9 protein-coding genes and 2 tRNA genes are annotated in these 11,736 nt (G+C 68.0%); 3 read left to right on the top strand and 8 right to left on the bottom strand.

Annotated elements, in window-relative coordinates; all coding sequences use genetic code 11:
• Window positions 1-32: 32 nt before the first annotated feature.
• The 6 genes from ACPCJR_RS00055 to ACPCJR_RS00030 form a co-directional block, all read right to left on the bottom strand.
• A tRNA-Val gene (locus ACPCJR_RS00055) sits at window positions 33-108 on the bottom strand.
• A gap of 138 nt (window positions 109-246) precedes the next feature.
• On the bottom strand, window positions 247-2,670 hold the full coding sequence (gene lon / locus ACPCJR_RS00050; RefSeq protein WP_391515016.1) for an endopeptidase La: 2,424 nt from the start codon (window positions 2,668-2,670) through the stop codon (window positions 247-249).
• Window positions 2,671-2,937: 267 nt separating this feature from the next.
• Window positions 2,938-4,209 (bottom strand): ATP-dependent Clp protease ATP-binding subunit ClpX, encoded by a 1,272-nt coding sequence (gene clpX / locus ACPCJR_RS00045; RefSeq protein WP_060769918.1) that lies wholly within the window; start codon window positions 4,207-4,209, stop codon window positions 2,938-2,940.
• Window positions 4,210-4,465: 256 nt separating this feature from the next.
• Window positions 4,466-5,092 (bottom strand): ATP-dependent Clp protease proteolytic subunit, encoded by a 627-nt coding sequence (locus ACPCJR_RS00040; protein ID WP_108940305.1) that lies wholly within the window; start codon window positions 5,090-5,092, stop codon window positions 4,466-4,468.
• 131 nt (window positions 5,093-5,223) lie between these two features.
• Window positions 5,224-6,660, bottom strand: a complete 1,437-nt coding sequence (gene tig, locus ACPCJR_RS00035; RefSeq protein WP_391515014.1) for a trigger factor — start codon at window positions 6,658-6,660, stop codon at window positions 5,224-5,226.
• 142 nt (window positions 6,661-6,802) lie between these two features.
• Window positions 6,803-6,887, bottom strand: a tRNA-Leu gene (locus tag ACPCJR_RS00030).
• A 167-nt stretch (window positions 6,888-7,054) separates the two neighbouring features.
• Here ACPCJR_RS00030 and ACPCJR_RS00025 point away from each other — a divergent pair.
• The 3 genes from ACPCJR_RS00025 to ACPCJR_RS00015 all read left to right on the top strand — a co-directional run bounded on the left by ACPCJR_RS00025 (window position 7,055) and on the right by ACPCJR_RS00015 (window position 9,827).
• Window positions 7,055-8,509 (top strand): multicopper oxidase family protein, encoded by a 1,455-nt coding sequence (locus tag ACPCJR_RS00025; RefSeq protein ID WP_391515012.1) that lies wholly within the window; start codon window positions 7,055-7,057, stop codon window positions 8,507-8,509.
• A gap of 14 nt (window positions 8,510-8,523) precedes the next feature.
• Window positions 8,524-9,054, top strand: coding sequence for a GrpB family protein (locus ACPCJR_RS00020; protein WP_391515010.1), 531 nt, complete (start codon window positions 8,524-8,526; stop codon window positions 9,052-9,054).
• Between the two features lie 137 nt (window positions 9,055-9,191).
• Window positions 9,192-9,827 (top strand): hypothetical protein, encoded by a 636-nt coding sequence (locus ACPCJR_RS00015; protein WP_391515008.1) that lies wholly within the window; start codon window positions 9,192-9,194, stop codon window positions 9,825-9,827.
• A 9-nt stretch (window positions 9,828-9,836) separates the two neighbouring features.
• On the opposite strand, the gene rfbA is transcribed toward ACPCJR_RS00015, so the two are convergent.
• Window positions 9,837-10,727: a glucose-1-phosphate thymidylyltransferase RfbA gene (rfbA, locus tag ACPCJR_RS00010; RefSeq protein ID WP_391515006.1), complete on the bottom strand. Its 891-nt coding sequence runs from the start codon at window positions 10,725-10,727 to the stop codon at window positions 9,837-9,839.
• Between the two features lie 15 nt (window positions 10,728-10,742).
• Window positions 10,743-11,633 (bottom strand): dTDP-4-dehydrorhamnose reductase, encoded by an 891-nt coding sequence (rfbD, locus tag ACPCJR_RS00005; RefSeq protein WP_391515005.1) that lies wholly within the window; start codon window positions 11,631-11,633, stop codon window positions 10,743-10,745.
• Between the last annotated feature and the right edge of the window lie 103 nt (window positions 11,634-11,736).

Genomic DNA, 11,736 nt, shown 5'->3' with positions numbered 1-11,736 from the left:
AAGCCGTGCCGACGGCGAGCCCTTGTTCTCGTTGGTGGGCGGTGAGGGACTCGAACCCCCGACCCTCTCCGTGTAAAGGAGACGCTCTACCAACTGAGCTAACCGCCCGAACCGGTGCCGTGCAGCGTTACGGAACGGCGCGCGGCTGCGCAAGGCCGGGGCGCGCGCCTCGCGCGGAATCTCGGCGTGAAAAAGCCCCCGGAGCGGGGCTCCGGGGGCTCTGTCAGAGTGCGGGAAGGATGATTGTCAGTGGGCGATCACCGCCGCACCGTCCTCGTCGCGCTTGGGCGTCTTGGAGGGAAGCGGCTCGTCCCACTCGATCGGCTCGGGCTGACGCACGAGGGCGTGCTGCAGCACCTGATCCATCCGCGAGACGGGGATGATCTCCAGGCCGTTCTTCACGCTGTCGGGCACCTCGGCGATGTCCTTGGCGTTCTCCTCCGGGATCATCACCGTCTTGATGCCGCCGCGCAGCGCCGCGAGCAGCTTCTCCTTCAGGCCGCCGATCGGCAGGACGCGACCGCGCAGGGTCACCTCGCCCGTCATCGCCACGTCGCGGCGCACCGGGATTCCGGTGAGCGTCGAGATGATGGCGGTGGCCATGGCGATGCCGGCCGACGGACCGTCCTTCGGGGTCGCCCCTTCCGGAACGTGGACGTGGATGTCCCGACGCTCGAACAGCGGCGGCTCGATGCCGAAATCGATGGCCCGCGAGCGGACGTAGCTGGCAGCCGCCGAGATCGACTCCTTCATCACGTCGCGCAGGTTACCCGTGACCGTCATCTTGCCCTTGCCGGGCATCATGACACCCTCGATCGTCAGCAACTCGCCGCCGACCTCGGTCCAGGCCAGACCCGTCACCACGCCGACCTGATCGTCCGCGTCGATCTCGCCGTAGCGGAACTTCGGGGGTCCCAGAAATTCCGGCAGCGTCTCGGGATTGGCCTCGACCTGCTTCACCTTGGTGATCAGGATCTCCTTGACCGCCTTGCGGATCAGGTTGGAGATCTCGCGCTCCAGGTTGCGGACGCCCGCCTCCCGCGTGTAGCGGCGGATGAGCATCATCAAGCCGTCGTCGGTGATCGACCACTCGTCGGCGCCGAGCCCGTGCTTCTTGACCGCCTCGGGGATCAGGTGGCGGCGAGCGATCTCCAGCTTCTCCTCTTCGGTGTAGCCGGCGATACGTATCACCTCCATGCGGTCCATGAGCGGCCCGGGGATGTTGAGCGTGTTCGCGGTCGTCACGAACATCACGTTCGACAGGTCGTAATCGACCTCGAGGTAATGGTCGTTGAAGGTCGCGTTCTGCTCCGGATCCAGAACCTCGAGCAGGGCCGCCGACGGATCGCCGCGGAAGTCCATGCCCATCTTGTCGATCTCGTCGAGCAGGATGAGCGGGTTCGAGGTCTTGGCCTTGCGCATCGACTGGACGATCTTGCCGGGCATCGAGCCGATATAGGTCCGGCGGTGACCGCGGATCTCGGCCTCGTCCCGGACGCCGCCGAGCGACATCCGGACGAACTCGCGGCCGGTGGCCCGCGCGATCGACTTGCCGAGCGAGGTCTTGCCGACGCCGGGGGGGCCGACGAGGCAGAGGATCGGGCCGGTAAGCTTGTTCGCCCGCTGCTGCACGGCGAGGTACTCAACGATCCGGTCCTTGACCTTGTCGAGGCCGAAGTGATCCGAGTCGAGGATCTGTTGGGCGCCCAGCAGGTCCTTCTTGATCTTCGAGCGCTTGCCCCACGGGATGCCGAGCATCCAGTCGAGGTAGTTGCGCACGACCGTGGCCTCGGCTGACATCGGCGACATCTGACGCAGCTTCTTCAGCTCGGCGGTGGCCTTCTCGCGGGCCTCCTTCGTCAGCTTGGTCTTCTCGATCTTCTCTTCCAGCTCGGCCAGCTCGTCACGGCCATCTTCGCTGTCGCCGAGCTCCTTCTGGATCGCCTTCATCTGCTCGTTGAGGTAGTACTCGCGCTGGGTCTTCTCCATCTGCCGCTTGACGCGGGTCCGGATGCGCTTCTCCACCTGCAGAACGGAGATTTCGCTCTCCATCAGCGACAGCACGCGCTCCAGGCGCTGCGCCACCGTGGGGATCTCGAGGATCGCCTGCTTGTCGGCGATCTTGACCGCGAGGTGCGAGCCGACGGTGTCGGCGAGCTTGGAGGGCTCGTCGATCTGCGTCACGGCGGAGACGACCTCGGGCGAGATCTTCTTGTTGAGCTTCACGTAGTTCTCGAACTCGGAAATCACCGAGCGGGCGAGCGCTTCGGCCTCGACGCGGTCGCCGAGATCGTCGGTGAGCGTGAGGGCCTGGGCCTCGTAATACTCGTCCGAGCGCACGAAAGACTCGATCTGCGCGCGGCCGGCGCCCTCGACCAGCACCTTCACGGTGCCGTCGGGCAGCTTGAGGAGCTGCAGCACGGAGGCCAGCGTGCCGATCGTGTAGATGGCGTCGGTGGCCGGATCGTCGTCGCTGGCGTTGATCTGGGTCGCGAGCAGGATGTGCCGGTCCGAGCGCACCGCCTCCTCGAGCGCACGGATCGACTTCTCGCGGCCCACGAACAGGGGCACGATCATGTGCGGGAAAACGACGATGTCGCGCAGCGGCAGGACGGCATAGGAGCCCGTCGAACCGGGAACGACCGGCTGGCGCGATTTCGACTGGGTCATGGGTTCTTCCCTTATGTGTTGACGCCGGGCATTCGCTCCTCACGGGGAGCAAGCATCCTGCCAGGTGCCGACCGGGCCGCGAAGGGTCGGAAGCGGAGAATATCGTTTGCGGCTGGTGGCGCGGGCCCGCACCTTTTGGGGGATGAAGCGTAGGGCCCTGCGTTGAGCCTGAAGTGGTCGTTGCGGGGGGCGCTTTCAAGCGCGGTCGCCCCCCGGAACGAAAAAGGGCCGCCGGCTCGAAACCGGGCGGCCCTTAGGCTTGACCGATCAGGCGCTGACGCTGGCCGGTGCTTCCTTGTTGCGGTCGCCGTGGATGAAGAGCGGCCTCGATTTGCCCTCGACCACCTCCGGGCCGATGACCACCTGCTCGACCGAATCGAGGCCGGGCAGGTCGTACATCGTGTCGAGGAGAATGGTCTCCAGGATCGAGCGCAGGCCGCGGGCGCCGGTCTTGCGCTCGATGGCCTTGCGGGCGACGAGGCTCAGCGCCTCGTCCTGGAAGGTCAGCTCGACGTTCTCCATCTCGAACAGGCGCTGGTACTGCTTGACCAGCGCGTTCTTGGGCTCCTGCAGGATCTTCTTCAGGGCCTCCTCGTCGAGATCCTCCAGCGTGGCGAGCACGGGGAGACGGCCGACGAACTCGGGGATGAGGCCGAACTTCAGCAGATCCTCGGGCTCCACCGAGCGGAAGACCTCGCCGGTGCGGCGGTCGTCCGGCGCCTGGACGCTCGCGCCGAAGCCGATCGAGGTGCCCTTGCCGCGCTGGGAGATGATGCGCTCCAGCCCGGCGAAGGCGCCGCCGCAGATGAACAGGATGTTCGTGGTGTCGACCTGCAGGAACTCCTGCTGCGGGTGCTTGCGGCCGCCCTGCGGAGGCACGGAGGCCACGGTGCCCTCCATGATCTTCAAGAGCGCCTGCTGCACGCCCTCGCCCGACACGTCGCGGGTGATCGACGGGTTGTCCGACTTGCGGGAGATCTTGTCGATCTCGTCGATGTAGACGATGCCGCGCTGCGCCCGCTCGACGTTGTAGTCGGAGGCCTGGAGCAGCTTGAGGATGATGTTCTCGACGTCCTCGCCGACATAGCCCGCTTCCGTCAGCGTGGTCGCGTCCGCCATGGTGAAGGGCACGTCGAGGATGCGGGCGAGCGTCTGCGCGAGCAGCGTCTTGCCCGAGCCCGTCGGCCCGATCAGCATGATGTTGGACTTGGCGAGTTCGACGTCGTTGTGCTTGGTCGCGTGCGCGAGCCGCTTGTAGTGATTGTGCACCGCCACCGAGAGAACCTTCTTGGCGAAGTCCTGCCCGATGACGTAGTCGTCGAGGACCCGCCGGATCTCCTTCGGGGTCGGCACCCCGTCGCGGGACTTCACCAGCGAGGACTTCGATTCCTCGCGGATGATGTCCATGCACAACTCGACGCACTCGTCGCAGATGAACACCGTCGGGCCCGCAATGAGCTTGCGAACCTCGTGCTGGCTCTTGCCGCAGAACGAGCAGTACAGCGTGCTCTTCGAGTCGTTGCCGCCTGTCTTGCTCATATCGGTCTCCGGTTCGCGGGCGCGGCCCCAGCCAGCAGGGCACGCGCATCGATCTTGGAATGTAAGCGCATCCGCCTAAAGAAACAGTCACACCGGGCGGATGCGTCGGGATTGAGGCGCTCGAATCCCGATGCAATCACGCGACCGCCTCGGGATCAACCGGCCTGGCGGGCGGAACGGGCGCCGAAAGGACGCATGATCCCTCATCCTGCGGCGGCGTGCCCCGCACGCCGCAGCGGCCCGCTCCTCGCTCAGGTCAGGCGGCGGCCGGCTCGGGACGCTTGTGGAGGATGTCGTCGATCAGGCCGAACTCCTTGGCCGCGTCGGCGGTCATGAAGTTGTCGCGCTCCAGCGCCTGATGGATCGTCTCGTAGTCGCGGCCGGTATGCTTCACGTAGATCTCGTTCAGGCGCTTCTTGAGCGCCTCGATCTCGCGCGCATGGATCAGGATGTCGGTGGCCTGGCCCTGGAAGCCGCCGGAGGGCTGGTGCACCATGATCCGGGCGTTGGGCAGGGCGAAGCGGTGGCCGGGCTCGCCGGCGGCGAGCAGCAGCGAGCCCATCGACGCCGCCTGACCGACGCAGAGCGTCGTGACGGGGCAGCGGATGAACTGCATCGTGTCGTAGATCGACAGGCCCGAGGTCACCACGCCGCCGGGCGAGTTGATGTAGAAGGAGATTTCCTTCTTCGGGTTCTCGGCTTCGAGGAACAGCAGCTGGGCGACGATCAGCGACGCGCCCTGGTCCTCGACGGGACCCGTGAGGAAGATGATCCGCTCGCGCAGCAGCCGCGAATAGATGTCGAAGGCCCGCTCGCCGCGGCTCGACTGCTCGACCACCATGGGCACGAGCGAATTGTGGAAGTAGTCGACCGGATCTCTCATATCAGCCCTCGGCTCCGGGATCCGGGCCCGAGCGAATCGCTCGGGCACCGGAAGGTTACAGCGAACATGGCGACCGTTAACGCCGCCTGATCAGATCGCCGCCCGCCCACGGAGCCGGGGGTGGGTGGCGATCAGCCGGCAGCCTGCTCGGCCGCCGCCTCTTTCTTGGACTCGCCCGACTTCTCGTCCGTCGCGGCTCCGCCGGTCGCGGCGTTGCCCTCGTCGTCCTCGGCGAAAAGCGCCTCCTTGGAGACGGGTTCCTCGACGACTTGGACCTGACCGAGGACGTGGTCGACGACCTTTTCCTCGAACAGCGGCGCGCGAAGCTCGGCGAGCGCCTGCGGATTGTTGCGGTAGAAGTCGTAGACCTGCTTCTCCTGACCCGGGAACTGCCGGATCCGAGCGAACAGGGCCTGGTTGACCTCATCGTCCGAGACCTTGATATCGGCGGTCTCGCCGACTTGCGCAAGCACCAGCCCGAGGCGGACGCGCCGCTCGGCGATCTTGCGGTAATCGGCCTGGGCGGCCTCTTCCGTGGTGCCCTCGTCCTCGAAGGTCTTGCCGCGGTTCTTCAGGTCCTGCTCGACCTGCGCCCACACGGCGGCGAACTCCTGATGGACGAGGCTCGGGGGCAGCTCGAAGGCGTACTTGCCGTCGAGCGCGTCGAGCAGCTCCTTCTTGAGCTTGCGGCGCGACTGGGCCTCGTAATCGGCGCCGACGGCCTTGGAGACGGCTTCCTTCAGCTTCTCCAGGTCGTCCATGCCGAAACGCTTGGCGAGTTCGTCGTCGATCTTGCTCTCGCCCGGCGCGGCCACGACCTTCACCGTCACGTCGAACTCGGCGTCCTTACCGGCGAGCTGCTCGGCCTGGTAGTCGGCCGGGAAGGCGACCTTCACGAGACGGCTGTCGCCGACCTTGGCGCCGACGAGCTGGTCCTCGAAGCCGGGGATGAAGGTGTTGGAGCCGAGTTCCAGATCGACGTCCTCGCCCTTGCCGCCCTCGAACTCGGTGCCGTCGATGCGGCCGACGAAGTCGATGGTGACGCGGTCACCGGACTGCGCCTCGGCGCCCTCCTCGCGGGGTTCGAAGGAGCGGCCGTCCTTGGCCATGCGCTCCAGGGTCTCGTTGATCTCCTCGTCGGAAGGCTTCAGCACGAGCTTCTTGATCGAGACATCGGAGAGGTCGGCCAGCTCGAAGCTCGGCAGCACCTCGAGCTTCACCTTGAAGGCGAGGTCGCCCTTGGCATCGAGCGCGCGCTCGATGATGTTCTGCTCCTCGTCCTTCGGGAACTCGATCTGCGGCTCGAGGGCGAGCTTGAGGCCCTTGTCGGCGACGATCTGCTGGTTGGCCTCGTTGACGGCGTTCTGCAGCACGTCGGCCATCACGGACTTGCCGTAGACCTTGCGCAGATGCGCGACCGGCACCTTGCCGGGGCGGAAGCCCTTGATCTGGACCTTGCCCTTTATGTTCGAGAGCTCGGTGTTGAGGCGATCCTCAAGCTCGGTCGCGGGGAGGAGCACCTGAAACTCGCGCTTCAGCCCCTCGGAGGTCGTCTCGGTCACCTGCATGGTCGTTCGTCCGCTGTTCTTTAAACCGCAATCTCGTCTTCGCGTGCCGGGACGCCTCGGACTGATCCGGTTCGGACAGCCCGATCGCGGGACCTCGGCGGGAACCGATTCGGGTTCCGGAGCGCCGATCCTGATGCGGACTTGGTGCGGGCGGAGGGGCTCGAACCCCCACGTCTTGCGACACTGGAACCTAAATCCAGCGCGTCTACCAGTTCCGCCACGCCCGCGAGCGCCATCGACACGGGCTCGGGTTCCCGAGCCGTCGAAGCGCGCGTCTATAGCATGTGCGTCCGAGCCCGCAGCAAAAAACTTGCGACGAGCCGCGCCCGGTGGCGGCGGGGGCCGGGGCTGTCTACAACGCGATCCGCACATGAGGACCGGGACGCGAGACGCCATGCGAAAGCCAGACCCGACGGCCCCGCGCGAGCCGGGCGCCGTCTCGCGCCGGGGCCTCCTCGCCGGCAGCGCCGCCCTCGCGCTGATGCCCGGGGTTGCGGGGGCCCAGGCGCTCGCCCCTCCCTCGGCCGACCGGAAGGCGTCGCCGGAACCGAGACCCCTCAAGGCCGCGCCGGCCCGGATTCGCTTGAAGCCCGAACCCGCGCCCGAGACCGCGGTGTGGCGCCTCGGCGAGGCGGAGGCGCCGCCGGTCGTGCGGGTCAAGCTCGGCGAGGCGGTGCGGCTGCGGGTCGAGAACGGGACCGACAAGCCGCTCTCGCTGCACTGGCACGGCGTACGCAATCGCAACGCCATGGACGGCGTCGGCGGCGTCACGCAGGAGCCGATCCAGCCCGGCCAGAGCTTCACCTACGAGTTCACGCCGCCCGATGCCGGCAGTTTCCTGATCCGGCCGCTGGTGGTCGGCGGATCGAGCGAGCCGTCGGGTCGGGGGCTCGCCGGCATGCTGATCGTGGAGGAGCCCTCCCCGCCCCCGGTCGATCAGGATCTGGCGCTGATCCTGCAGGACTGGCGCCTCGACGAGGCGGGGTCGCTCCAGCCCTTCGGGCAGGTCGCCTTCGCCGCCTCGGCCGGGCGTCTGGGCAGCGTGGTGACGCTCAACGGGCGTCCGATCCCGCAGGGCATCGAGGCGCGGCCGGGCAGCCGCCTGCGCCTGCGCCTGGCCAATGCCTGCAACGCCCGCAGCCTGCGCATCCGCTTCGACGGCCTGAAGGCCTATGTCGCGGCAGTGGACGGGCAGCCGACCGACACCTTCGAGCCGCTGAAGGCAACCCTGCCCTTCGCACCGGGCACGCGCTACGACGTTCTGCTCGACCTGCCACCCCAGGCCGGCCCGGCGGGCACGATCACGGCGCTGATCGGCCCCGGCCTGCCGCTGGCGACCCTGACCGCCGCGGGCGAGCCGGTGGCGCAGGCCGGCCGGGTACCGATCGGCTCGATCCCCGAGAACAAGCGCCTGCCCGCCGAGATCCGCCTCCAGAGCGCCCTTCGGCGCGAACTGGCGCTGACCGGTGGCATCCGGCCGGACAAGGCCAAGCCGGGCGCCGAGACGCCCTATCAGGGTGATCAGGCCAAGGTCTGGCAGGTCAACGGCACGAGCGGTGCGGCGGGTGCGGCGCCGCTGTTCTCGGTCAAGCGCGGTCAGGTCGTGGTGCTGGCGATCCGCAACGATACCGGCTTCATCCAGAGCCTGCACCTGCACGGGCACGTCTTCCGCCTGCTGCACCAACTCGACGACGGCTGGGAGCCCTATTGGCTCGACACCGTGCAGATTCCGGAAGGCCGCAGCGCCCAGATCGCCTTCGTCGCCGACAATCCCGGCCGCTGGCTGCTGAGCGCGACCGTGCTGGAGCGGTTCGACACCGGGCTGTGGACGAGCTTCGAGGTGGGGTGAGACCGAGAGGTGGGGTGAGACCCAGCGGCGTTTCGAGGGGCGTTTTGCATCGAACGGAGCTGTTCGTTCTGGCCCACGATCCGGAAGCGGCGCGGCAGGCGGCGACCGCGCTGTTCCAGAGCGTGCGGGCTCAGCTCGCCGCCATCCTGCCGGCATCGGCCGAGGTGCTGCATATCGGAGCAACCGCCATTCCCGGCTGTCTCACGAAGGGTGATCTCGACATCGTCGTGCGTGTCGATCCTTCGCACTTCACCACGGTCAACGGCCGCCTTGCCGCGTCGTTCGACCGCAACGCGGGCTCGATCCACACGGACGATTTCGCGGCTTTCGAAGATCAGGACCTTCACCCGCACCTCGGACTTCAGCTCACGGCAAAGGGTGGTGCCTTCGACATCTTCCATCTTTTCGCGCAAGCCCTGCGCGCCGATCGTGACCTCGTGGAGCGTTACAACGCGCTCAAACTCAGGCACCACACGCGATCGATGGCCCTTTACAGGGCGCAAAAGGATGCGTTCGTGGCCGAGGTTCTCCGATCGGTCGAATGAGGGGCCCCGTTGGCCCCGAAAGCGATCGACAATGTCCCCGGTGCCGAGACAAGAACCGGGGCTCGGAAGGCCGCCGCGGTAGACCTTTCCGGGCCGGCGACGTATTGCGCTGCAGGATGGACAGGGCGGCGACACGGATGCTGACGGTGGGGCTCGCGGCTTTCGGCGCCGCCGTGCCGCCGGGTGACGCCGGCAGAGCCCGTGCGCAGGCGGCCGGAGCCGTCGAGACGAGCCGGGAGGCGCAGAATGGGTCCGGGGCGCGCGCCTTGATCGAAACCTTGAGCGCCCGCCTCCTCGCCGCGCCGAGCGCCACCGCCGTGCTCGAAGCGTGGTGCGCCGAGCGGGGTCTCGCGCCCGACCCGCGGATCGTCGCCGTGCGCGTCCCCGGACCGGACAAGCCCCCCGGCGCGGCGCGGCGTGAACGGCTGGCCGTGGGAGCGGACGAGCCCGTCCGCTACCGCCGGGTGCGGCTCACCTGCGGCAGCCACGTCCTCTCGGAGGCCGACAACTGGTACGTGCCCTCGCGCCTGACACCGGCGATGAACGCCGCCCTGGACACTTCGCAGGCGCCGTTCGGCCACGTCGTGCGCCCGCTGGGGCCGAGCCGGCGCAACCTGTCGCTGACGATGTTGTGGCCGTCGGAGAATGGCGGGCTTCCGGGTCCCGGCGAGCCCCTGTTCTCCGTCGAGGCGGTGCTCTCGGCCGGCGGCATCCCCTTCTGCGAGGTTGCCGAGACTTATACCGGCGCCGTGCTCATCCCGGGCGGGCGCTGAAGCGTCGTCTCAAAAATCCTGGTCGGGTTTGCGGCCCTCACGGGCGAGCCGCAGCAGGTTCTGGCCGTACTTGGTCTTGGCAAACAGCTCGCCGCGCGCCTGCAGCTGCTCGCGGCCGATGAAGCCCTGAAGGTAAGCGATCTCCTCCAGACAGGCGACCTGAAGTCCCTGCCGATGCTGCAGCACCCGCACGAACTCGCCCGCCTCCAGCAGGCTGTCATGCGTGCCCGTGTCGAGCCAGGCGTAGCCCCGGCTCATCCGCTCCACATGCAGCTGCCCGCGCTCCAGATAGGCTTGGTTCACGCTCGTGATCTCCAGCTCGCCCCGCTCCGAGGGCTTCACCGCGGCGGCGATGTCGAGCACTTGATTGTCGTAGAAGTACAGGCCCGTCACCGCCCAGGGGCTCTCCGGGGTCTTGGGCTTCTCCACCAGCCGCAGCGGGCGGCCCTCAGCGTCCAGCGTGACCACACCGTAGGCCTCGGGGTGATCGACGTGGTAGGCGAACACCGTCGCCCCGCTCTCCCGGGCACGCGCTTTGGCCAGCAGCTCGCTCATGCCGTTGCCGAAGAACAGGTTGTCGCCCAGCACCAGGGCCACGTCGTCGCCGCCGACGAACTCGCGCCCGATGAGGAAGGCCTGGGCCAGACCCTCGGGCCGCGGCTGCACCGCATAGGAGAATTGCAAGCCGAACTGCTCGCCGGTGCCGAGCAGGCGCTGGTAGTTGCCCAGGTGCTCAGGGCTCGAGATGATCAGGATCTCGCGGATGCCGGCCAGCATCAGCACCGAGATCGGATAGTAGATCATCGGCTTGTCGTAGACCGGCAGCAGCTGCTTGTTGATCGCCAGCGTGGCCGGATGCAGCCTTGTGCCGGAGCCGCCGGCGAGCACGATGCCCTTCATGCGAACACGTCCTGGTCAGTGGGAGCGAACCGGCCCGACCAGCCGGTCGAGGATGTCGTCGAGCGCCGCCTCCCAGGGCCGGGGGGCGATGCCGAAGGCGTCGCTCAGGCTCCGGGTCGAGAGGCGGGAATTGGCCGGGCGTCGGGCCGGCGTCGGATAGGCTGAGGTCGGGATGCCCTCGACGGGGACGGAGCGCCCGCCGCGCGCGGCCGAACCGGCGACGATGGCGCGGGCGAAGCCGCACCACGTGGTGGCGCCCTCATTGACGTAGTGGAAGCTGCCCGTCGGCGCGGCCTCGTCACGGGCCAGCCGCAGAGCGATGTTGGCGAGGGCGCCCGCGAGGTCGGCGGCCGAGGTCGGGCAGCCGTGCTGGTCGTCCACGACCGTCAGCTTGTCCCGCTCGTTTGCCAACCGCAGCATCGTCTTGACGAAGTTGCCCCGGTGGGGGCTGACCACCCAGGCGGTGCGCACGATCGCGTGGCGCGGGTTGCCCGTGCGCACCGCCATCTCGCCCGCGGCCTTGCTGGCGCCGTAGACGCTTTGCGGGTTCACTGCTGCATCGGGGGCGTAGAAGCCCTCGCTCGCGCCGTCGAAGACGTAGTCGGTCGAGACGTGGACGAGCGGGACGTTGCGCTTGGCCGTCTCGGCGGCGAGGATCGCCGGGGCGAGCGCGTTGAGCCGCCACGCGGCCGCCACCTCGCTCTCGGCCCGGTCCACCGCCGTGTAGGCCGCCGGGTTGATCACCGCCGCGTAGGCCCGCGCGTCGAGCGCGGCCACGAGCGCCGCCTCGTCGGTGATGTCGAGACTCTGGCGATCGGGGGCGTGCACCCGCACCTCATCGGGCCAGGAAAAAGCCTGAAGCTCCGTGCCGACCTGTCCAGCGCCGCCGAGGATCAGGATATCCATGCTCAGGCGCCCCTCACGCGCTCTTGCCCGCGAGCCCGAGGCGCTCTCCGGAATAGCGTCCCTCGCGGATCGGGCGCCACCACGCCGCGTTGTCGAGGTACCA

This window comes from Methylobacterium sp. NPDC097929 (assembly GCF_049543375.1).
GTDB lineage: Bacteria > Pseudomonadota > Alphaproteobacteria > Rhizobiales > Beijerinckiaceae > Methylobacterium.
This window is presented reverse-complemented; position numbering and strand designations above follow the sequence as displayed.